Raw genomic sequence first — 20,457 nt, forward strand, 5'->3', positions numbered from 1 at the left:
GCCGCGCGCCAGGTTGGTTGCTGGGAAGCAAGGGCGCGATCGCTTCCCATTGCCGGTCCGTCAGCCAGAACTCGCCCGCCATGATCATGCTCCGCTCAACACAAAGCTTGAATCACACAACGCCGCGTCGGAGCTAGAACTGATTGGGTTTGGAGCCTAACCCAGCTCGAAGCTGGTCAGCCCGAAGATCCAGTCCCGCCGCATGGGGGGTGGAGCGCGCGTATACATGCGCGCCGTCTCGAAGCCCTTCTCCATGCCCATGGACCGCGCCAGGGCCACCGCCTCGGCATGGGGCTCTGGCAGGTCCAGGATCAGCGGGCCGGGGGCGCGGTGCGGCGCGGCGTCGGCGATGAGGGCGCGGGCCACCTCCGCATCGCGCGCGAAGAGGGGCGCGAGCTTCGATCCCTCCCGGCAAGGCCGCAGGACGGCGAAGCCTTCGACCTCCCTTGCCGCATCCAGCAGCACGCGGGCGCGGTGGCCGGGTACGGCGATCCAGGCGCGGAGAAAATCGGGGCGCGGCAGGCCGAAGGCCTGGGCGTCGAAGGCCAGCAATTGCGCGAAGGGAATGGCGCTGGCGTCGCGAATATCGGCCGGCGCCACCTCCGGGATGCGCGGCGCGTGCGACTGGTAGCGCGCATTGTTCCAGGCCAGTTCGAAGCCCGAGCGGCGGTAGTTCGCCTGCTGCGCCACCACCCCGTCCAGCCCGATGCACCGACCCTCCAGTCGCGCCATGGCCGCGCGCCACAGCGCGATGCCCACCCCCTGCCCGCGGATTTCGGGGCGCGCGATGTAGAAGCCGATGAAGCCGAAATCCTCGCCGGTGCGGACGGCCGTGATGCAGGCGAGCAGTTCGCCGTCCCGTTCCGCCCCCCAGAAGCCCTCCGGGTCGGCGGCGGCGAAGGCCTGGGCGTCGGCCAGGCCGGGGTTCCAGCCCTCGGCCGCCGCCCAGTCCACGGCGGTCGCGATCTCGTCCGGGCGCAGAGGTCGGCAGATCAGGTTCAATGCATGATGTCCCCGCCATTGGGCGAGAGGCAGGCGCCGCAATAATAGGACCCGCCCGGCCCGGCCAGCAGCACCGCCGTCGCCGCGATCTCCTCCACGCGGCCCATGCGGCGCAGCGGCAGGCGGCTTTCGATCTCGGCCTTCCATTCCGCCCCGCGCGAGCGCGTGAGGTCCGTCTCGATGGGACCTGGCGCGATGGCGTTCACCAGCACCCCCAGCGGTCCGGCCTCATGCGCCAGCGCGCGGGTGAAGCCGATGATGCCCGCCTTGGCCGCGCAATAGGTCACGATGCCCGCCGAGCCCTTCAGGCCCAGCTGCGAGGCGATGTTGATGATCCGCCCCCCGCCGCGCGCCACCATGCCGGGATAGACGGCCTGGGCGGTGAAGAACGTCCCCTTCAGGTGGATGTTCAGCATGCGGTCGAACTCCGCCTCGCTGATCTGCCCGAAGGGGGTGCGGAGGTTGATGCCGGCATTGTTCAGCAGGATGTCGCAGGGGCCGAGTGCGGCCTCGGCCGCCGCGATGAAGGCGTTGATCTGGGAAACATCGCCCGCATCGGCCGCCATCTGGAAGGCGCGGCGGCCGCGGGCCGTGACGGCCTGGACCAAGGTGCGCGCCTCCGCCTCGTCATCGAGGTGGGAGATGGCGACATCCGCGCCCGCCTCGGCGAAGGCGATGGCGCAGGCGCGCCCGATACCGCGGCTGCCGCCGGTGACATAGGCGATCTTGCCGGCCAGCGGGCCATGGGCGGGCGCGTTCATACCATCGGTCCTGTGCTGCACATGGGGCGATGTTGCGAGGCACCGCGCCGCGCGTCCAGGCCCGGCCCGCCGCACCCTTGGGGCGAGGCGCGCGGCGCTGCATGCTGAACGCGCAGAACCGCCGCCAAAGGAACAACGCGTGGACATCCAGGCCCTCGAAGCCCTCATGCATGCCGAACTGCCCATGACCGCCGCCTGGGGCGTGCGCGTGCTGGAGGCGGGCGACGGCGAGGCGCGGCTGCGTCTCGACCCCCTGCCCGTGCTGCTGCGGCCCGGCCCCACCCTCTCCGGCCCCGCCATGATGGGACTGGCGGACATGGCGATGTGGGCCGCGCTGCTGGCCATCAGCGGGGGCGAGGACCGCAGCCTGACCGCCAGCCTTTCCATGCAGTTCCTGCGCCCGGCGGGGAATGCGGCGGTGGTGGCCCATGCGCGGCTGATCAAGCCGAAAGGCCGCAGCCTCTATGGCGAGGTGTTGATCACCCGCGCGGCGGACGGGGTGCTGGTGGCCCATGCGACCAGCGGCTGGGTCGCGGTCAGCCCAGCCGGCGGCCGGTGAAGAGCACCGCCACCAGCATCGCCCCCGCCGCCAGCCCCGCACCGATCGCCTTGAACCAGCCGATGGGCTCGGCCAGGAAGAAGGCGGCCATCAGCAGGCCCATCACCGGCACCAGCACCGAGATGGTGCCGGCGCGCGTGGCCCCCAGCGTCTCCACGCAGCGGGCGAAGAGGAACATGGAGACCACCCCCAGCAGCAGCCCCTGCGCCACGATCATCCAGGCGATGAGCGTGATGGGCTGGGCGAAGAATTCCTCGGCGCGGAAGACCAGGAACAGCGGCAGCACCATGGGCGCCGACACCACCGAGACCGCGGCCGTGGCCGGAATGGCCGGCACCTGCCAACGCCGCAGCAGCACGGTGAACAGGCCCCAGGTGGCGCCCGCCATCACCAGCAGGATGTCGCCGCGCCAGGCGCCGGGGTGCAGGCCCAAGCCATCCCAGCCGATCAGCAGCACGCCCAGCAGCATGACACCGAGGGCCGCGGCGCGGCCGGCCGTCGGCCGCTCGCGCAGCAGCCACCACGCGGCGAGTGCCGCCACCACCGGCCCCGTCATCGGCGCGATGGTGGCGCCGTGGCTCGCCGGCGCGAAATGGAGCGCGGTGACGAAGAAGCTGAGGTTCACCGCGCCGCCGGTGACGCTCAACGCCAGCAGCTTCCAGACGCCGAGTGCGGCCAGCACCCGCCGCTCGCGCCAGGCCAGCGGCGCCAGCAGAAGGGCGCCGGGGATGTAGCGGCAGAAGAGCAGGTCCAGCACGTGCAGGCCCTGCCCGGCCAGCGCGTTGCGGGCCACCACGGCATGGCCGCTCCAGATGAAGGCCGCGGCCGCGCCGAAGAGCAGGCCGAGCAGGAGCTTGGGCGGAGCGGTCACGGGCGGCGGCGGGGCGTCACCCTGGCAGGAGACGCGTCGGGGGGCAGCGGGTCAACCGCGGCTTTGGAGGGGCATGGCCGCGCGCGGCGCGGGGCTTGGCCGCCTTACCATCTTACGATCTTACCCGTGCGGGGCTTGGGCGGCGCACCGCTCCGCCTGGCAGGCAAGACCATGCGCCCGCGCGGGCGGAAAAGTCCAGCATTCAGCCCAGGATGAGGTTCACCTTGTCGCCGAAATCCTCGAAGGGCACGCCATAGACATGGATGGAGACCGCCACCTCAGCCGAGCAATTCGCCAGGCGGTGGATGAGGTCCGGGTCGGCGGGGCCATGGCTCACATCGCCCGCCCGGCGCAGATGCACGGCGTCCAGGCGCGGCGGGGCCCCGGGGACATAGTAGTGCTCGCTCAGCACACCCTGGTGGACGCCCAGCGCGCACCAGGTGCGGTGGGCATGGACGGGCGACATCTGCCCGGGCCGCCAGACCAGCGCCACCACGGCGTATTCCCCGGCCGGGTCGGCGTGCAGCAAATGACGCACATAGCGCTCCGGGTTGCAGGGGCAGTCGCGGCCCGAGAGCAGACGCGGGTCCTGCATGTGCGGCGCCAGAGCCTCGGCCACCGCGAGGTGCCGGCGGGCCAGCGGCGCGCGGGCGGCGGCGGCCACATCGGCCAGCATGCGGTCCAGAGCGGTGTCGAGGGGCGAGATTTCGAGGGGAAAGATCACGTTCATGGGGCTATACCGCCGTCATCGCATCGGGGGCCGTCAGCGCCGCCAGCACCATCTCGCGGCTGGCGGCGACCTGTTCGTGCATGAGGGCGGCCGCGGCCTCGCCCTGGCCGAGTGCCAGGCGCTCCACCAGCTCATGGTGCTCATGCGCCATTTCCATGGTGCGGTCGCGCCGGCGCAGGCCCAGCACCAGCATGCGCGTGCTCTCGTCCAGCATCCGGTCGAGCTGCCGGGCGAGGCGGCCATTGCCCGAGAGTTCCGCGATGGCGACGTGGAAGCGCTTGTTGGCGTCGAGGTAGCACATGGCGCTCTCGGCATCGCCGCAATCATAGCCCTCGGCGCAGACGGCATCGAGGCGGGCCAGCATGGTGGTGTCCACGCGGCCGGCGGCGCGGCGGGCGGCCTCGGGCTCCAGCAGCAGGCGCAGGTCGAAGACCTCATGGATGTCACGGATGGTGACGAGGCTGACCATCCAGCCCCGGCGCGGCACGGCCTGGACCAGGCCATCCTCGGCCAGGCGCGCGAGGGCGGCGCGGATGGGCGCCTTGCCCATCTCCAGCCGCTGGGCGGCGCCGGCCTCGGAGATGGTCTCGCCCGGGGCGAGGCGGGTGGAGAGGATATCGCGCCGGAGGGCGGCGACGGCCTGTTCGGTCAGCGAGGGGGGCGCCTCGATGGGCGTGAGCAGCGACATGACGAGCGAAGTATCACTGACATGTCAGGCGCCGTCCAGTGGAATTTCGCGTCTCAGGCCAGCAGCGGCGCGGCGGCCACGGCCATCCGCGCGTTCACATGCGCGACCCCGGGCACGGTGATGAGGCGCCAGCCAAAGGCCACGCCCTCGGATGCGGCCAGCGCCTGGGCGGCGGCGAAGAAGTTCCGGCCGCGCTCCAGCCGGTTCACCCCCTGGCGGTCCGTGACAGGGTCACGGCGCAGGCTGGGGTGGTGCGGGTCGGTGTCGGCCTCGCCCAGCAGGATCACCACGTCGCGGGCCAGGGCGGCGCGCAGGGCGGCGGGGGCAAGGTCCAGGCCCCCCAACCCATGCGGGAAGGGCGTGCCGGTGTCGGGGAAGGAATACCAGCCGGCATTGGCGATCACCACGCGCCGCGCCCGCGTCGCCCCGGTCAGCAGCAGGTGGCGATGGACGAATTGGGCCCCGGCGGAATGGCCATACAGGGAAAAGTCCCGGCCGGGCGCGTCGCCCTGGGCCGCCAGGGCCGCGTCCACCGCGGCCTCCAGCGCGCCGAAGCGCCATTGGGCGCGCGGCGCGCGGGCATTGCCCTGGCTGAATTGCCGGGCGCCGGGGAACTGTCCTTGGGAGAATTCAGGGCAGAGCAGCAGGAACCCATGCGCCTCGGCATGGGGCGCCCAGGCGTCGCGGTATCCGTCGGCGTTGCGGCCCACGCCATGCACCACCACGACCACCCTGCCCCCCGGCCGCCAGGCGGCGGGGCGGTGCAGATGGACGGGTGGCACGGGCGCGGCACCGGGCAGCGAAAGCGCCGCCCCACCCAGCAGAAGGGCGCGGCGGCGCATGGCGGTCAGTCCACCCGCGCGCCGGAGACGCGCACCACCTCCGCCCAGCGCGCGATGTCCTGGCGCTGGATGGCGGCGAATTCGGCGGGGGTGAAGACGGTGGGGGGCGTGATGCCCTGCGTCTCCATCAGCCAGGTGCGGAACTCCGGCGCCTGGACGATGCGCGTCACCTCGGCCGACATGCGCTCCAGGATGGGCGCGGGCAGGTTGGCGGGGCCGAACAGCCCATACCAGGTGGTGCTGACGAAGCCGGGCAGGTTGCAGGCCTCGGCGACCGTGGGCACGTCGGGCAGGCTGGGCAGGCGCTCGGCGGTGGTGACGGCCAGCGCGCGGGCCTGGCCCTGGCGCACCATGCCGATGCCGGGGCCCGACTGGTTGAAGAACAGGTCCACATCGCCGCTCAGCAGCGCCAGCGCCGCACCCGGCTGGCCGCGGAAGGGCACATGGGTGATGTCCACGCCCGCCGCCGCGTTGAACTGCGCGCCGGCCAGGTGGGTGGAGGCGCCATTGCCCGTGCTGGAGAAGTTCAGCCGGCTGGGATTGGCGCGGGCCGCGGCCAGCACCGTGCCGCAATCGGTGAATTGCGGCCGGCGCTCGGCGCTGACCAGCATGAGGTTCGGCACATCGCCCAGATGCGCGATGGGCGTGAAGTCCCGCACCACGTCGAAGGGCAGGGTCCGGTAGAGGCTGGCATTGATGGCGTGCGTGCCGGCCGTGCCGAAGTAGAAGGTGTAGCCATCGGGCCGCGCCTTGGCCACGTGGTCGGAGCCGATATTGCCGCCCGCCCCCGTGCGGTTGTCCACCACGATGGGTTGGCCCAGCGCGCGGCTGAGCGGCTCGGCCAGGCGGCGCTGGTAGATGTCCACGCCCGAACCGTTCGGGAAGCCGCCGATCAGGGTGATGGGGCGGCTGGGCCAGTTGGCCTGGGCGTTGGCGATGGCGGGGGTGGCGAGGACGGGCAGCGCGAGAAGCGAGCGACGGCGCATGGTGAGATCTCCGGTCTGGTCGGGCGCAATCTAGGCCATACTTGCCGCTTCCCGAAACATGGCCGCGCGGCGGCGCTTCACGCCCGTGTCGTGGCAAGCGCCGCTTCGGCAGGCACATGCCTCATTCATTGGGCATGTGCTTCCGCGCCAGCCAGACCGTGGCCCCGCCGCAGGAGGGGTCCTCGCGGACATGGCGCAGCACCTCGAAGCCATTGCCGCGTAGCAGCGCCGTGTATTCCGCGGGGTCCAGGCTGGCATGGTAGAGGGGCCGGCCCTCGAAGCTGCCCAGCGCCTCGCCATGGCCAGGGCCGCTGGTGAACATCAGCGCCGCGCCGGGATGGGCCAGACGGGCGAAGACGGGAAACATGCTGCGCTGCGCCCCATGCGCCAGATGGAAGAAGCTGTGCCAGGCCAGCAGCCCGTGGAAGGGGCCGAGCGCGGGCGGGTCGCGCATATCGGCCAGGAGCCAGCGATGCGCCGGCAGGTTTCGCCGCGCCTCGGCGATCATCGCCGCGGCGCCGTCCAGCCCGGTGACGCGGCAGCCCCGCGCGGCGAGGTGCGCAGCCAGCGGCAGGCCGGTACCGCAGCCCATGTCCAGCACCTCACGTCCATCCGGCGGCATGGCGCCGAGGAAGGCGTCCAGCCAGTCCCGCTCGACCAATGACTGGCCGCGAAGCCTGGCGAAGGCGGCGGCATGCGCGTCGTAGAGCGGGAGGATGTCATCGGCCGGCGAGGGCATGCGCTTTCCTCCGTCCCACATGAAAAAGGCCCCGCGGCGGATGCCACGGGGCCCGGGAACGGCGTGGGTGCGCCGTTACTTGATGCCGACGGCCTGGCGGCCGCGCTGGCCGTCCCGCACGTCGAGCGAGACCTTCTCACCCTGCTGCAGGTCGGTGCGGCCGGCGCGCGTCAGCACGGAGGAGTGGAGGAACACGTCCTGGCCACCATCTTCCGGCGTCACGAAGCCGAAGCCGCGCACCTGGTCGAACCACTTCACGGTGCCGTTCAGCGGATAGACGGGGCCGCTGCCCTCGTCGAAGTTGCGCCGGGGGCCACGGTCGCCGCCGCCACCGAAGCCACCACCGCCGCCGCCGCCGCCAAAGCCGCCGCCGCCGCGCGGGCCGCCGAAGCCGCCACCGCCGCCGCCGAAACCACCACCGCCGCCGCCGCCGAAGTCACGCCGGGGGGGACGATCGCCGAAGCCGCCGGGGGCGCCGAAGTCGCGCCGGGGGGGACGGTCACCGAAGCCACCGCCGCCGCCGCCGCCAAAGCCGCCACCGGGGCCGCCGAAGTCACGCCGGGGGGGACGGTCGCCGAAGTCGCGCCGGGGGGGGCGGTCGCCGAAGCCGCCGCGAGGGGCGCCGCCGCCAGCGCCGCCGCCGGGTCCGCGCTTCAGCTCGGTGATGCGGGTCACCAGCCGCCGGCCCTGCCGGTCGGAGCCGATCTCGCACACCAGGATATCGTCGGTGTCGGGTTGGTCCACATTGGCATCGGTCAGGGCCGAGGCGTGGAAGAACACGTCCTGCCCATCAGGGCCGAGCACGAAGCCGAAGCCCTTCCGCCCGTTATACCACTTCACCTTGGCCTCGATCAGGCCGCCCTCGCCGCCATCAGGCGAATAATCGTCAGACACGTTGCTCTTCAACCCATAAACACGTCACGGCCGAACGGGATGCCAGGCCGCCGTCGTCACAATGGCATTGTCCGCGACGCAATGCACGGGAAAAGCGTCACTGAAAACGCGCGGGCGCGTAAGGGGCGGCGTCGGGCTGCGGCGGGCGTCCGGCCAGCATCGCGGCCAGGATTTCCGCCGAACGCGGGGCCGCCACCAGCCCCACATGGCCATGGCCGAAGCCATACAGGATGTCCGGGCAGGCGCGGGCGGGGCCGATCACGGGCAGGCCGTCGGGCATGGAGGGGCGGTGCCCCATCCAGAAGCGCACGCGTTCGGCCGGCAGGTCGCGCGGGAGGCCAGGAAAGCTGCGCAACAGGTGGTCGCGCAGGATTTCGGCGCGCTTCCAGTTGGGCGCGGCCTCGATTCCCGCAATCTCGACCTGGCCCGCGCAGCGCAGGCCGCGATCGGTCATCGTCACGCTCATCTTGCCATCCGAGGGCATCATGGGGGTGCGGGGGCCGGCCTCGGGCGCCTCGACCATGGCGTGGTAGCCGCGCTCGCTCTCCAGCGGCAGGCTGTCGCCGGCGGCGCGGGCCAATGCCTTGGAATGGGCGCCGGCGCAGATGATGGCGCGGTCGGCCGGCACCTCGCCCTGGTCGGTGAGGACGGCGCGAAGGCGCCCGCCCTCGATGCGGAAGCCCGTGGCGCGGGCCTGGACGCGACGGGCACCCTGGCGTTCGGCGAGCGCCACCAGGGCGGCCACATAGGCGCCGGGGTCCCGGCAATGCCCGCCCTCCTCCACCAGCACGCCGAAGCGGTAGCGGCGGTCGAGCTCGGGTTCGCGCTGGCGGAGTTCGTCCTCGTTCAATTCGAGCCACTTCACGCCCGTCTCGGCGCGGACGCGCCAGGCGAGCGCCTCCGCCTCGAAGGCGGCGCGGGAGGGGTAGATGTAGAGCAGGCCGCGCCGTTCGATGAGGTGGCCCACCCCGGCCTCCTCGGCCAGCGCCGCGTGCAGTTCGGGCGCGCCGCGCACCAGGGCCCGCAGGGCATGGCCCGTGCGCATCACCCGCCCCTCGGTCCAGCCCGAGGCCAAATAGCGCACCAGCCAGGGCGCCACGCGGGGGAAGTAGGACCAGCGGATGGCGAGCGGCCCCAGCGGGTCCAGCAGGAATTTCGGCACCTTGCGCCACAGCCCCGGCAAGGCGGGCGGCACCACGCTGGCGGGGCTGAGCCAGCAGCCATTGCCGTAGCTGGCCGCCTGCTCGCCACCGGGCGTGCCGGGCTCGATGAGGGTGACCTGCATGCCCTCGCGCTGGGCGGCCAGCGCCGCGCAGGCGCCCATGATGCCGCCGCCGATGATGGCGAGTTGGGTGGCCATCACGCCAGCCCCCGATCGCCGGAAGGCCGCACGGCCTGGAGGCGTGAATCGGTGGCCATCGTCCGCCCCCGATCGCCGGAGGGCCGCATGGTCCGGAGGCGTGAATCGGCGGCCATCACGCCCTCCCCGGGTCCTGCCCCGCCAGCAGCGAGACATGCGCCGACACCACCCGCCAGCCGGTCTCGGGCAGGCGCACCATGATCTTGGTCTCGCGGCCGATCAGCCCGGTGCCGACACGCTCATATTCGAGGTGGGTGCAGGCGAAATCCTGGCCGAAGCTGGTGATGTGAACCTTCCGCTGCACGCGCTGGGCGTAGGCCTTCACCGAGGCGCGGAAGCCCCGGATGGCCTCGATCCCGTAGAGGATTTCCGTGATGCCGAAGCGCACCGTGCGCGGATCGGCCCAGAAGATCTCGTTCAGGATCTCGGTGCGGTTGTTCATCAGCGCGTCTTCGTAGCGGTCGAAGACGGCGCGGGCTTCGGCGATGACGGTGGGGTTGTCCAGTTCCATGCGCCGCACCTTGCCCCCGGCGCGCGAAAAGCAAAAGGGGCACGCCTCTTTCGAGGCGCGGCCCTTCTCGGCGCTTGGCCTGGCATGTCTGGCGACCCGATTCAGACCTCCGGGCCTGCCGGCCCTCCGGTCATCGGGGGGCGCCTCAGCCGGCGGCGGCGACCGCCCGCTTCGCCATCACGGTGACCAGGTGCGCGCGGTATTCGGCGCTGCCATGGATGTCGCTGTTCAGGTCATCGGCGGCCTGCTTCACGCCCGCCACCGCATCGGCCGACCAGTTGGACGAAAGGGCGGCTTCCATCTCCGGCTGGCGGAACACGCAGGCGGCCGCGCCATTGATGGCGACCCGCACGCCCATCGGCCCCTTGGAGACGAAGGCGCCGGCCATGACGTAGCGGCTGGCCGGGTTGCGCATCTTGGCGTAGCCCGCCTTCTCCGGGATGGGGAATTCCACCGCCACCAGGATCTCGTCATGTTCGAGGGCCGTGGTGAACATGCCCAGGAAGAAGTCATCCGCCGCGATCTTGCGCTTGCTGGTATGCACCGTCGCACCCAGCCCCAGCACCGCCGAGGGGTAGTCCGCCGCCGGGTCGTTGTTGGAGACGGAGCCGCCCAGCGTGCCGCGGTTGCGGACCTGCTGGTCGCCGATGTGCTGCGCCATGTAGGCGAGTGCCGGGATGGCCGACTTCACCGCCTCGCTGTTCGCCACCTCGTGGTGGCGGGTCAGCGCGCCGATGATGATGGCGTTCCCCTCGCGCCGGACGCCGCGCATCTCCGCGATGCCCGAGAGGTCCACCAGCGAGGTGGGCTTGTTCAGCCGGTGCTTCAGCGCGGGCAGCAGGGTGTGCCCGCCGGAGACAGCCTTGGCATCCGGGTCCGAAGCCAGGAGCTTCACGGCATCGGCCACGGAAGAGGGCTTGTGATAGGCGAAATCGTACATCGGGGGCTCCTGAGACGTCAGCGCTTGCCGTGGATGATGGACCAGATCTTCTCTTGTGTCGCGGGCATCTCGACATGGGAAATGTCGTGGTCGCGCAGCGCGTCCACCACCGCGTTGATGACCGCGGGCGGCGAGCCGATGGCCCCCACCTCGCCGCAGCCCTTCACCCCCAGCGGGTTGTGGGTGCACAGCGTGGTGTGGGTGGCGACGCTGACCGGGGCCAGGTCATCCGCGCGGGGCATGGTGTAGTCCATCATCGAGGCGGAGATGAGCTGGCCATGGCTGTCATAGACGCAACCCTCCAGCAGCGCCTGGCCGATGCCCTGGGCGACACCGCCCTGCACCTGGCCCTCCACGATCATGGGGTTGATCACGCGGCCCACATCATCCACCGCGGTGAAGTTCACCATGGAGACGATGCCGGTCTCAATCTCGATCTCCACCTCCGCGATGTGGCAGCCGCCGGGATAGGTGAAGTTCTTCGGGTCGTAGAAGGCGGTCTCCTCAAGCCCCGGCTCGATCTCGTCAATCGGGTAGTTGTGCGGGACATAGGCCGCGAGGCTGATGTCGGTCAGGCTCTTGGTCTTGTCGGTGCCGGCGACGCGGAAGGTGCCGCGCTCGAACTCCACATCCTCGACGGAGGCTTCCATCAGGTGGGCCGCGATGCGCTTGCCCTTGGCGATGATCTTGTCCATCGCCTTGTCCATGGCCGAACCGCCCACGGCGAGGCTGCGGCTGCCATAGGTGCCCATGCCGAAGGGGATCTTGGCCGTGTCGCCATGGACGATGTCCACATTGGCGATGGCCACACCCAGCTTGTCGGCGATGAGCTGGGCGAAGGTGGTCTCGTGCCCCTGGCCATGGCTGTGCGTGCCCGTCAGGACGGTCACGCTGCCGGTGGGGTGGACGCGGATGGTGCCCACCTCATAGAGGCCCGCCCGCGCACCCAGCGAACCCACCACGGCCGAGGGCGCGATGCCGCAGGCCTCCAGATAGGTGGAGATGCCGATGCCGCGCAGCCGCCCGCGAGCCTTCGCTTCCGCGCGGCGCTGTTCGAAGGTGGCCCAGCCCGCCGTCTCCAGCGCCTGCTCCAGCGTCGAGAAATAGTCGCCGCTGTCGTATTGGAGCGCCACGGGCGTCTGGTACGGAAAGGCGTCGGTCGGGATGAAGTTGCGGCGCCGCAGTTCCAGCTTGTCGAAGCCGGTCTGCTTCGCGCCGACATCCACCAGGCGTTCCAGCAGATAGGTGGCCTCGGGGCGGCCCGCGCCGCGATAGGCGTCCACCGGCACGGTGTTGGTGAAGACGGCCTTCACCTCGGCATAGATGGCCGGCGTCGAATACACCCCGGCCAGCAGCGTGGCGTAGAGATAGGTCGGCACACAGGGCGCGAAGGTGGAGAGATAGGCGCCCATGTTGGCCTGGGTGTGGACGCGCAGGCCCAGGAATTTTCCTTCGGCGTCCAGCGCGAGTTCGGCACGGCTGATGTGGTCGCGCCCATGCGCGTCCGACATGAAGCTCTCGGACCGGTCCGCCGTCCACTTCACCGGCCGGCCCAGCTTCGCCGCCGCCCAGGTGACGATGGCCTCCTCGGCATAATGGTAGATCTTGGACCCGAAGCCGCCGCCCACATCGGGCGCCACCACGCGCAGCTTGCTCTCGGGGATTTGCAGCACGAAGGCGCCCATCAGCAGGCGGATGACGTGCGGGTTCTGGCTGGTGGTGAAGAGGGTGTGTTCGCCCGTGGTGGTGTCGTAGTCGCCGATGGCCGCGCGCGGCTCCATGGCGTTGGGGACGAGGCGGTTGTTGGTGGTCTCGAAGACCACGGTGTGCGCGGCGGATGCGAAGGCCGCGTCCGTCATCGCCTTGTCGCCGATATGCCAGTCGTAGCAGAGGTTGGACGGGTTGTCGTCATGCACGGCCGGCGCGCCGGGCGCCTGGGCCTGCGTCATGGTGACGGAGGCGGGCAGCACCTCGTAGTCCACATGGATGTGTTCGGCCGCGTCGCGGGCCTGCTCGCGGGTCTCGGCCACCACCACCGCCACCGGGTCGCCCACATGGCGCACCTTGCCCTCGGCCAGGACGGGGTGCTTCGGCTCCGCCATCGGCGTGCCGTCCTTGTTGTGGATCTGCCAGCCGCAGGGAATGCCGCCGATGGCTGCGAGGTCCGCGCTGGTGTAGATGGCGGCCACACCCGGCATGGCGCTGGCCGCCGCCGTGTCCACGCCCTTGATGCGCGCATGGGCGTGCGGGCTGCGGAGAATGTAGGCATGCGCCTGGCCGGGGCGGTTGATGTCGTCCGTGTATTGCCCGCGGCCGGAGAGGAAGCGCAGGTCTTCCTTGCGCCTCACGCTCGCGCCGATGCCCTCGAAGGGGGTGACGACGTTCATCTTCGTTCTCTCCCTCAAGGCCGGCGTTGCCGGGGCGGGATAGCCCCGGCCGCCTTGGCCCCATAGCGCCCGTATTCCCGCCGCGGCTTATGGTGCCGCGTGCTGGGATGCGGTTACTCGGCGGCGGCGGCCACCGTCTCGCGCCGTCCGTGCATCACCTCCTGCGCGGCGGCGATGGCCTTCACGATGTTGTGGTAGCCGGTGCAGCGGCAGAGATTGCCCTCCAGCCCCTCGCGGATTTCCTTCTCGGAAAGGCCCTGCGGGTTCTTGGCCACCAGGTCCACGGCCGACATCACCATGCCGGGCGTGCAGAAGCCGCATTGCAGGGCGTGGTATTCGCGGAAGGCCTCCTGCATCGGGTGCAGGGTGCCGTCGGCCTTGGCCAGCCCCTCGATGGTGGTGACGGCGGCGCCGTCGCACATCACGGCCAGCGTGGTGCAGGACTTCACGCTCTCGCCATCCACATGCACCACGCAGGCGCCGCACTGGCTGGTGTCGCAGCCCACATGCGTGCCCGTCAGGCGCAGCTTCTCGCGCAGCAGCTCCACCAGCAGGGTGCGGCCCTCGACCTCGACCGTGTGCTGCTTGCCGTTCACCGTCAGCGAAACCTGAGGCATGGACTGCCCTCCCCTGCGTTCGAATTCTCTGCCCGAAGGTTGCCGCTGGCATGGGCGCCGTCAAGCGCCCGCCGCGGGTCCGCCTTCAGTAGAAGAAGCGTTCCTCGATGATGGCCCCGTCAGCCACCGTGTAAAGCCCGATCTCGGCCATGGTCATGCGCGCCCCGTCCTCCTTGCGCGTGAAGTCGAGGCCGAAGCGCAGGCCGAACTGGTTCCCGTGGACGAAGGGGCCCTCCACCGTGAAGCTGTGGACCTCGTGGTTGGCCATCCACCATGCGCTCTTGGCCTCAACGGCCGCGCGGCCCTCGATGCGGGCCATGGGGCCTTCCATGGCCTCCAGGCTGACCACATCATCGGACCAGAAGCGCGTTTCCTCGCCATGCCCCTCGCGCAGGGCGGCGGTGAAGGCCTCGGCGACTTCGCGTGTGGTCATGGCGGGCGCCCCCCTCGGGATGGCGAAGGCTAGCGCCCCGCCACCCCCGCCGGCAACGGGAATTGCATGCCGCTTCAACGGGGCAGGAAGCCCAGCAATTCCTCGGCCGACATCACCTCGCAATAGATGCGGTTCAGGATTCGCAGCTCCTGTTCGTGCAGGTCCTGGCTGCCGGCGGCGCAGGCATCCTCGACCAGGATCACGTCGAAGCTCTCATCGGCCAGCGAGCGCACGGTGGAGCTGACGCATTGGTCGGTGAAGATGCCGGTCGCCACCACATGCGTGATGCCCATGTTCTGCAACACCAGGCGCAGGTTCGTGCCCGTCAGCGCCGAATCCGTGGTCTTGGTCACCTGGATCTCGTCCGCGCGTGGCGCCAGCGCCGGCACCACCTGCGATTCCCACTCGTCCTTGGGCAGCAGCAGGTCGTTCCAGCCGGGCTTGCGCTGGCTGAGCGAACGGTCCCGCCCATCGGGCAGAAGTGCGGCGATTCGCGCGAAGACCACGGGGTTCCCGCCCGTCCGGAAGGCATCCATCAGCCGCGCGATGGTGGGGATGACGGTGCCGTGCATCCGCGCATGGAAGGGCGTCCAGCGGTGGTAGCGCGCCAGCTCCTCGCCCGTGAGCGTCGCGGGGTCGGGCCGGGCCAGGTAGGTGTTCTGCACGTCGATCACCAGCAACGCCACTCGGCCCCGTTCGAGCACCGGGTCCGGCGCATCGGGGGCGCCTTCGTAGTAGAAGGAGCGCCAGGCGGTCTTCCAGCTTTCCATTCGCGCCTCCGTCAGGCGCAGGACACCAGCGCGCGCACGCGATGGCAACCTAGGGCCCGCTTGCGCGCTTACCATGGCCCGCAAGGAACCTCCGATGTCCCTCTCCGCATGACCTTCCCGCAGATTGCCATCCTGGGCATCCTCGCCGCGGCCATCCTGCTCTTCCTCTGGGGGCGCTGGCGGCATGACCTGGTGGCCATGGGCGCGCTGCTGGCGGCGGTGGCGGCGGGGCTGGTGGCGCCGGGCGACGCCTTCGCGGGCTTCGGGCATCCGGCCGTCATCACCGTCGCCTGCGTGCTGGTGCTGAGCGCGGCACTCCAGGCCAGCGGCGCGGTGGACATGCTGACGCGCAACGCCATTCCGCGCAGCACGGGGCCGACGCTCACGCTGGCGGCGCTGTGCGGGCTGGCGGCCCTGCTCTCGGCCTTCATGAACAATGTGGGTGCCTTGGCGCTGCTGATGCCGGTGGCGATCCAGGTCTCGGCGCGGCTCGGCCTGCCGCCGGGGCGGGTGCTGATGCCGCTGGCCTTCGCCTCCATCCTGGGCGGCATGACCACGCTGATCGGCACGCCGCCCAACCTCATCGTCTCGGGGTTCCGGGCCGAGGCCACGGGCGGCAACGGCTTTGCCATGTTCGACTTCGCGGGGGTGGGGGTGGCGGTGACGCTGGCCGGCCTCGCGCTGATCCTGCTGGGCGGCTGGCGGCTGATCCCGGCGCGGCCGGTCAGCGGCGCCGAGGGCTTCGCCACCGGCCCCTACCTGACGGAAGCCCGCGTGCCTGAGGGCGCCAAGGCCGCCGGCATGACGCTGAACGCCATCGAGGCCGCGCTGCGCGAGAGCGAGGCGCAGGTGCTGGGCCTGGTGCGCGACGAGCGCCGCATCGCCGCCCCCAATCCTTTCCGAGAGGTCCACCCCGGCGACATCCTGCTCATCCGCGCCGAGCCCGAGGCGCTGGCCAGCGCACTGTCCGACCTGGGCCTGCGGCTGGAGGAGGACCTCCCCGACGCCGCCGCGCAATCGGAACGCGTGAAGGGTGCCGCCCTGCAATCCGAGGAGGTGGGGCTGGCCGAATTCGTGGTGCGGCCGCGCGCCGAAATTGCCGGCCGTTCGGCGACGGACCTGCATCTGCGGCGGCGCTATGGCGTGAACCTGCTGGCCATCTCGCGCCGGGGCGCGCGCGTGGGGGCGCGCATGCGCGGGATGAGCCTGCGCGAGGGCGATGTGCTGCTGATGCAGGGCTCGGAGGAGGCGCTGGGCGAGGTCGCGCAGACCTTTGGCCTGGTGCCGCTGGCCGAGCGCGAGCTGCGCCTGCCCGATGGCCGCCGCGCCACGCTGGCCGCCGGCGTCATGGCGCTGGCCGTGGGGGGTGCGGCCTTCGGGCTGCTGCCGGCGGCCATCTCCTTCGCCGCCGGTGTGCTGGCGGTGCTGGCGCTCGGCCTGCTGCCGCTGCGCCGCCTCTATGATTCGGTGGACTGGCCCGTGGTGGTGCTGCTGGGCGCGCTGCTGCCGGTGGCTGACGCCATGGCGACCACGGGGGCCGCGGACATGCTGGCAGGGCTGCTGCTGGCGCCGGTCGCGGCGCTGGGCCCCGCGGCCGCGCTGGCGCTGATCATGGCGGTGACCATGACGCTGTCGGACTTCATGAACAATGCCGGCACGGCGGCGGTGATGTGCCCGGTGGCGCTGGGCACCGCGTCGCAGCTCGGCGCCTCGCCCGATGCTTTCCTGATGGCGGTGGCCATCGGCGCCTCCTGCGCCTTCCTCACGCCCATCGGGCACCAGAACAACACGCTGATCCTGGGGCCCGGGGGGCTGCGCTTCGGCGACTACTGGCGGCTGGGTTTGCCGCTGGAGGTGGTGGTGCTGGCCGTCGCCGTGCCCTCGCTGCTGTTCTTCTGGCCGCCTTGATGTTTGCGGGCGGGATTCAGCGTCTTCGGCGATTCCGCCTCGACGCATCCCGCCCTGGTGATGTTTGCGGGCGGGATTCAACGTCTTCGGCGATTCCGCCTCGACGCATCCCGCCCTGGTGATGTTTGCGGGCGGGATTCAACGTCTTCGGCGATTCCGCCTCGACGCATCCCGCCCTGATCAGGCCAGCGCCAGCAGCAAGGCGCCGGCCAGCGCGGCATAGAGAAGTGCCGCCGGCAGGGTGGCGCGCAGCACCTCGCTGGCCTGGCGCCCCACCAGCCCGACGGTGGCCGCCCCCGCCACGATGTTGTGCGGGCAGATGATGTTGCCGATGGCCGCCCCCACCCCCTGTCCCGCCAGCATCAGCGGCACCGACAGCCCCAGCGTCTCGGCCGTGGCGCGCTGGAATTCCGTCAGCAGGATGTTCGACGCGGTGGCGGAACCGGTGACGAAGGTGCCGAGCGCGCCGGCAGCGGGCGCCAGGGCCGGCCAGGCGCCGCCGAGTGCCAGGGACGCGCCCTCGGCCAGGGCTTCGATCAGCCCGGCATGGACCATGAGGCGCGCCAGCGCCAGCATCGCCACCAGCGCCAGCAGCACCGAGGGCAGCCGCGCCGCCGCCCGCCCGGCCGCACCCGCCAACACGGCAGGCGGCGTGCGGCGCAGCGCGGCCGCCAGCAGCAGCCCCAACAGCAACATCGTGCCCGGGTGGTAGAGCGGTTGCACGCTGCCCGCGAAGCCGCCCGGCAGGGACCATGCCAGGGTCACGCCACGCAGCGCCTCGCCCAGCGGCGCGATGAGCCGCGTGGCGAGGATCAGCGCCAGCAGCAGCAGATAGGGGAGTGCGGCGCCCAGCACCTCGCGCGCGCCGGGGCCGCCCGCCGCGCCGCGTCCGCGCACCCAGAGCGCGAAGCCCACGCCGCCCAGCAGCGCGCCACCCAGCGTGGGCAGCTCGGGCCCCACGAAGACGGCGATGAGGGTCGCGGGCAGCAGGAAGGCGAAGCCCGCGGCCAGCGCCCAGGCCGGACCCGCCACACCGCCCTGCGCCGACGCCAGCCGGTGCACCGCCAGCGCCATGGTCCAGCCGATGGCCGCGTGCAGCCCCGCCGTCGCGGCCGAGAGCGCCAGCGGGTCGAGCCCCGTCAGCGCCACCTGCGCCGCGACAGGCGTGCCGACCGCGCCGAAGCTCACCCCCACCGCGTGCCCCACCAGCGCCAGCGCCACGGCACGCGCGGGCGGAAAGCCCAGCGCCACCAGGATGGGTGCCGCCAGCGCCACCGGCGTGCCGAAGCCCGCCGCCCCTTCCGCGAAGAGGGCGAAGAACCAGGCCACCAGCAGCGCCATGATGCGCGGATCATCGGACAGGCGCGCGATGGCGGCACGGATGGTGGCCGTGCCGCCGCCCGCCATCTGCGCCTCGTGCAGCATCAGCGCCGGAAAGACGATCCAGAGGATGGTGAGCGCGGTGAACCCCGCCTCGGCCGCCACGCCGGGCAGCCCGGCCGCGTCCCAGCCGAAGCCGAGAAGGGCCACCGGCAGCGCGACCGCGAGCCCCGCGAGCCCCGCCGGCCCCGCCGCCCAGCGCGCCCCCAGCATCAGCGCGAGGATGACCAGGATGGGCAGCAGCGCGGCCAGCGCCATGCTCAGGCCAGCTTCTCGACCGAGACCTCGTGCCGGGGCGCGCCCGTGCTCGCGAAGCAGGTGATGTTGTCGAGCGTGGTGCGCGCGATGGCCATCAGCGCGTCCTCGGTGAAGAAGGCCTGGTGCGCGGTGATGAGCACGTTGGGGAAGGTGAGCAGGCGGGCGAAGATGTCGTCCTGCAGCACCTGGCCCGAGAGGTCCTCGAAGAAGAGGTCCGCCTCCTCCTCATAGACATCCAGGCCGAGATGGCCGATGGCGCCGCTCTTCAGCCCCTTGATGGCCGCGCGCGTGTCCACGATGGCGCCGCGGCTGGTGTTGATGAGCATGACGCCGCGCTTCATCCGCGCGATGGCCGCCTCGTCAATGAGGTGGTGCGTGGCGGGGTTCAGCGGGCAATGCAGGCTGACGATGTCCGCCTCGGCCAGCAGGCGGTCGAGCGGCACGTAGTCGAGGCCGAGTTCCGCGTCCGGCATGGGGTCGAAGGCCAGCACCCGGCAGCCGAAGCCCCGCATGATGCGCGCGAAGGCGGCCCCGATGCGCCCGGTGCCGACGACGCCGACCGTGCGCCCCTTCATGTCGAAGCCCAGCAGCCCGTCGAGCGCGAAATTGCCCTCGCGCACGCGGGCATGCGCGCGGTGGATGTTGCGGTTGAGCGACATGATCATCGCCACCGTGTGCTCGGCCACCGCCTCGGGCGAATAGGCGGGCACGCGGCCCACGGGCAAACCGAGGCGCCTGGCCGCCGCCAGGTCCACATTGTTGAAGCCCGCGCAGCGCAGGGCCAGCATCCGCACGCCTTGGGCGTGCAGCGCCTCCAGCACCGCCGCATCCGCCGCGTCGTTCACGAAGACGCAGACGGCCTGGGCGCCCTTGGCCAGCACGGCCGTCTCGCGCGAGAGGCGTGGTTCCAGGTAGGTGAGTTGATGCGGTGCGCCCGCCTCCTGGTTGGCGGCGTCCAGGAAGTGGCGATCATAGGGTTTCGTGCTGAAGACCGCGATGTGCATGGCGTTCCCTTTGCTGTTGGCGGGCCCGGCCGCGCGGGGCTAAGTATCACGTAAGCCGCGCCATTTCACCCTTGGAGAGACACCACATGCGTGACGAAACGGCGGGCGCGTGAGCAACCCGGACGCGCGGCAGGGCCTGCGCTCGGCGGGGCGCTACCTGCTGGTGGGCGTGCTGACGGCCGCACCGCTCGCCATCACCTGGCTGATCGTGGATTTCCTGTTCCGGCAGCTTTCGGCGCTCGGCCGGCCGCTGGTGCGGGCCGCCGCACTCGCGCTGAACCCCGACAACCCGGCGGCCGCGCGGGCGATGGCGAACGAGACGGTGGTCTCCATCGTCGCCACCATCGCCGTGCTGGCGCTGCTGTGGCTGCTGGGCTGGATGGCCAGCCGCATGGTGGGCCAACGCCTCATCGCGGTGATGGAATGGCTGATCGGCCGCATCCCCTTCGTCGAGAAGATCTATGGCGCCACCAAGCGCTTCCTGAACGTGGCCGGCACCCAGCAGGAGGGCGGGCAGCGCGTGGTGCTGATCGACTTCCCCTCGCCCGAGATGAAGGCGGTGGGGCTGGTGACGCGCGTGCTGAAGGACAGCAGCACGGGCGACGAACTGGCGGTGGTCTATGTGCCGACCTCGCCCAACCCCACCTCGGGCTACATCGAGATCGTGCCGATCACGGCGCTGACCTGGACGGACTGGACCTTCGACGAGGCCATGGCCTTCATCGTGACCGGCGGTTCCAACGCGCCGGACACGGTGAACTACAGCCAGCGCGGGCGGCCGCTGCGGCCGCCTGGATGAATTTGCGCGGCTGATTCA

General features: G+C 71.3%; 21 protein-coding genes. 3 read left to right on the top strand and 18 right to left on the bottom strand.

Going from position 1 to position 20,457, the window contains the following annotated elements; genetic code table 11:
- Positions 1 to 156 precede the first annotated feature (156 nt).
- Entirely contained in the window at positions 157 to 1,002 is an 846-nt protein-coding gene (locus GGQ83_RS12190) for a GNAT family N-acetyltransferase (protein ID WP_184384380.1), read from the bottom strand.
- The gene (locus GGQ83_RS12195) at positions 999 to 1,763 is read right to left on the bottom strand and encodes an SDR family NAD(P)-dependent oxidoreductase (protein ID WP_184384382.1); all 765 of its coding nucleotides are present in this window, start codon (positions 1,761 to 1,763) and stop codon (positions 999 to 1,001) included. The genes GGQ83_RS12190 and GGQ83_RS12195 overlap by 4 nt, the downstream gene beginning before the upstream one ends.
- Positions 1,764 to 1,902: 139 nt before the next feature.
- On the opposite strand from GGQ83_RS12195, the gene GGQ83_RS12200 reads away from it, so the two are divergent.
- A complete protein-coding gene (locus GGQ83_RS12200) occupies positions 1,903 to 2,322 on the top strand; it encodes a PaaI family thioesterase (RefSeq protein ID WP_184384385.1) in 420 nt (139 codons plus the stop codon).
- On the opposite strand, the gene GGQ83_RS12205 is transcribed toward GGQ83_RS12200, so the two are convergent.
- The 14 genes from GGQ83_RS12205 to GGQ83_RS12270 all read right to left on the bottom strand — a co-directional run bounded on the left by GGQ83_RS12205 (position 2,300) and on the right by GGQ83_RS12270 (position 15,090).
- Positions 2,300 to 3,193 (bottom strand): DMT family transporter, encoded by an 894-nt coding sequence (locus tag GGQ83_RS12205; RefSeq protein WP_184384387.1) that lies wholly within the window; start codon positions 3,191 to 3,193, stop codon positions 2,300 to 2,302. The two genes, GGQ83_RS12200 and GGQ83_RS12205, sit on opposite strands and share 23 nt — an antisense overlap.
- 202 nt (positions 3,194 to 3,395) lie before the next feature.
- Entirely contained in the window at positions 3,396 to 3,923 is a 528-nt protein-coding gene (locus GGQ83_RS12210) for a cysteine dioxygenase family protein (protein WP_184384389.1), read from the bottom strand.
- A gap of 4 nt (positions 3,924 to 3,927) precedes the next feature.
- Complete coding sequence (locus GGQ83_RS12215; protein WP_184384391.1) at positions 3,928 to 4,611, bottom strand: GntR family transcriptional regulator; 684 nt, start codon at positions 4,609 to 4,611, stop codon at positions 3,928 to 3,930.
- Between the two features lie 53 nt (positions 4,612 to 4,664).
- The gene (locus GGQ83_RS12220; RefSeq protein WP_184384393.1) at positions 4,665 to 5,453 is read right to left on the bottom strand and encodes an alpha/beta hydrolase; all 789 of its coding nucleotides are present in this window, start codon (positions 5,451 to 5,453) and stop codon (positions 4,665 to 4,667) included.
- Positions 5,454 to 5,458: 5 nt separating this feature from the next.
- Positions 5,459 to 6,439: a Bug family tripartite tricarboxylate transporter substrate binding protein gene (locus tag GGQ83_RS12225; protein WP_184384395.1), complete on the bottom strand. Its 981-nt coding sequence runs from the start codon at positions 6,437 to 6,439 to the stop codon at positions 5,459 to 5,461.
- 121 nt (positions 6,440 to 6,560) lie between these two features.
- Positions 6,561 to 7,178, bottom strand: a complete 618-nt coding sequence (locus tag GGQ83_RS12230) for a class I SAM-dependent DNA methyltransferase (protein ID WP_184384397.1) — start codon at positions 7,176 to 7,178, stop codon at positions 6,561 to 6,563.
- A gap of 75 nt (positions 7,179 to 7,253) precedes the next feature.
- Entirely contained in the window at positions 7,254 to 8,072 is an 819-nt protein-coding gene (locus GGQ83_RS12235; protein WP_184384399.1) for a cold-shock protein, read from the bottom strand.
- A gap of 97 nt (positions 8,073 to 8,169) precedes the next feature.
- Positions 8,170 to 9,432: an NAD(P)/FAD-dependent oxidoreductase gene (locus GGQ83_RS12240; protein WP_184384401.1), complete on the bottom strand. Its 1,263-nt coding sequence runs from the start codon at positions 9,430 to 9,432 to the stop codon at positions 8,170 to 8,172.
- 115 nt (positions 9,433 to 9,547) lie between these two features.
- Positions 9,548 to 9,943, bottom strand: coding sequence for an AtzH-like domain-containing protein (locus tag GGQ83_RS12245; RefSeq protein ID WP_184384403.1), 396 nt, complete (start codon positions 9,941 to 9,943; stop codon positions 9,548 to 9,550).
- Positions 9,944 to 10,088: 145 nt separating this feature from the next.
- Positions 10,089 to 10,883: an FAD binding domain-containing protein gene (locus GGQ83_RS12250; protein WP_184384405.1), complete on the bottom strand. Its 795-nt coding sequence runs from the start codon at positions 10,881 to 10,883 to the stop codon at positions 10,089 to 10,091.
- Between the two features lie 17 nt (positions 10,884 to 10,900).
- A complete protein-coding gene (locus GGQ83_RS12255) occupies positions 10,901 to 13,270 on the bottom strand; it encodes a xanthine dehydrogenase family protein molybdopterin-binding subunit (protein ID WP_184384407.1) in 2,370 nt (789 codons plus the stop codon).
- 113 nt (positions 13,271 to 13,383) lie between these two features.
- The gene (locus tag GGQ83_RS12260; RefSeq protein ID WP_184384409.1) at positions 13,384 to 13,887 is read right to left on the bottom strand and encodes a (2Fe-2S)-binding protein; all 504 of its coding nucleotides are present in this window, start codon (positions 13,885 to 13,887) and stop codon (positions 13,384 to 13,386) included.
- Between the two features lie 85 nt (positions 13,888 to 13,972).
- Entirely contained in the window at positions 13,973 to 14,320 is a 348-nt protein-coding gene (locus GGQ83_RS12265; protein WP_184384411.1) for a nuclear transport factor 2 family protein, read from the bottom strand.
- Positions 14,321 to 14,394: 74 nt separating this feature from the next.
- Positions 14,395 to 15,090, bottom strand: coding sequence for a cysteine hydrolase family protein (locus GGQ83_RS12270; protein ID WP_184384413.1), 696 nt, complete (start codon positions 15,088 to 15,090; stop codon positions 14,395 to 14,397).
- A gap of 108 nt (positions 15,091 to 15,198) precedes the next feature.
- Between GGQ83_RS12270 and GGQ83_RS12275 the strand changes: the two genes are divergently transcribed.
- Positions 15,199 to 16,998 (top strand): SLC13 family permease, encoded by a 1,800-nt coding sequence (locus GGQ83_RS12275; protein WP_184384415.1) that lies wholly within the window; start codon positions 15,199 to 15,201, stop codon positions 16,996 to 16,998.
- A gap of 180 nt (positions 16,999 to 17,178) precedes the next feature.
- Here GGQ83_RS12275 and GGQ83_RS12280 read toward each other — a convergent pair whose 3' ends face one another.
- Positions 17,179 to 18,636, bottom strand: a complete 1,458-nt coding sequence (locus tag GGQ83_RS12280; RefSeq protein ID WP_184384418.1) for an L-lactate permease — start codon at positions 18,634 to 18,636, stop codon at positions 17,179 to 17,181.
- A gap of 2 nt (positions 18,637 to 18,638) precedes the next feature.
- Entirely contained in the window at positions 18,639 to 19,640 is a 1,002-nt protein-coding gene (locus GGQ83_RS12285; RefSeq protein ID WP_184384420.1) for a 2-hydroxyacid dehydrogenase, read from the bottom strand.
- Between the two features lie 109 nt (positions 19,641 to 19,749).
- Between GGQ83_RS12285 and GGQ83_RS12290 the strand changes: the two genes are divergently transcribed.
- The gene (locus tag GGQ83_RS12290; protein ID WP_184384422.1) at positions 19,750 to 20,439 is read left to right on the top strand and encodes a DUF502 domain-containing protein; all 690 of its coding nucleotides are present in this window, start codon (positions 19,750 to 19,752) and stop codon (positions 20,437 to 20,439) included.
- Positions 20,440 to 20,457 lie beyond the last annotated feature (18 nt).

The sequence above is a fragment of the Roseococcus suduntuyensis genome, from assembly GCF_014196305.1.
GTDB lineage: Bacteria > Pseudomonadota > Alphaproteobacteria > Acetobacterales > Acetobacteraceae > Roseococcus > Roseococcus suduntuyensis.

What these genes read in the sequence shown, in the direction of transcription:
- GGQ83_RS12195 (WP_184384382.1), bottom strand. Translation starts at nt 1,763, where the DNA reads ATGAACGCGCCCGCCCATGGCCCGCTGGCCGGCAAGATCGCCTATGTC.
- GGQ83_RS12210 (WP_184384389.1), bottom strand. Translation starts at nt 3,923, where the DNA reads ATGAACGTGATCTTTCCCCTCGAAATCTCGCCCCTCGACACCGCTCTG.
- GGQ83_RS12215 (WP_184384391.1), bottom strand. Translation starts at nt 4,611, where the DNA reads ATGTCGCTGCTCACGCCCATCGAGGCGCCCCCCTCGCTGACCGAACAG.
- GGQ83_RS12220 (WP_184384393.1), bottom strand. Translation starts at nt 5,453, where the DNA reads ATGCGCCGCCGCGCCCTTCTGCTGGGTGGGGCGGCGCTTTCGCTGCCC.
- GGQ83_RS12225 (WP_184384395.1), bottom strand. Translation starts at nt 6,439, where the DNA reads ATGCGCCGTCGCTCGCTTCTCGCGCTGCCCGTCCTCGCCACCCCCGCC.
- GGQ83_RS12230 (WP_184384397.1), bottom strand. Translation starts at nt 7,178, where the DNA reads ATGCCCTCGCCGGCCGATGACATCCTCCCGCTCTACGACGCGCATGCC.
- GGQ83_RS12240 (WP_184384401.1), bottom strand. Translation starts at nt 9,432, where the DNA reads ATGGCCACCCAACTCGCCATCATCGGCGGCGGCATCATGGGCGCCTGC.
- GGQ83_RS12245 (WP_184384403.1), bottom strand. Translation starts at nt 9,943, where the DNA reads ATGGAACTGGACAACCCCACCGTCATCGCCGAAGCCCGCGCCGTCTTC.
- GGQ83_RS12250 (WP_184384405.1), bottom strand. Translation starts at nt 10,883, where the DNA reads ATGTACGATTTCGCCTATCACAAGCCCTCTTCCGTGGCCGATGCCGTG.
- GGQ83_RS12255 (WP_184384407.1), bottom strand. Translation starts at nt 13,270, where the DNA reads ATGAACGTCGTCACCCCCTTCGAGGGCATCGGCGCGAGCGTGAGGCGC.
- GGQ83_RS12260 (WP_184384409.1), bottom strand. Translation starts at nt 13,887, where the DNA reads ATGCCTCAGGTTTCGCTGACGGTGAACGGCAAGCAGCACACGGTCGAG.
- GGQ83_RS12265 (WP_184384411.1), bottom strand. Translation starts at nt 14,320, where the DNA reads ATGACCACACGCGAAGTCGCCGAGGCCTTCACCGCCGCCCTGCGCGAG.
- GGQ83_RS12270 (WP_184384413.1), bottom strand. Translation starts at nt 15,090, where the DNA reads ATGGAAAGCTGGAAGACCGCCTGGCGCTCCTTCTACTACGAAGGCGCC.
- GGQ83_RS12275 (WP_184384415.1), top strand. Translation starts at nt 15,199, where the DNA reads ATGACCTTCCCGCAGATTGCCATCCTGGGCATCCTCGCCGCGGCCATC.
- GGQ83_RS12280 (WP_184384418.1), bottom strand. Translation starts at nt 18,636, where the DNA reads ATGGCGCTGGCCGCGCTGCTGCCCATCCTGGTCATCCTCGCGCTGATG.
- GGQ83_RS12285 (WP_184384420.1), bottom strand. Translation starts at nt 19,640, where the DNA reads ATGCACATCGCGGTCTTCAGCACGAAACCCTATGATCGCCACTTCCTG.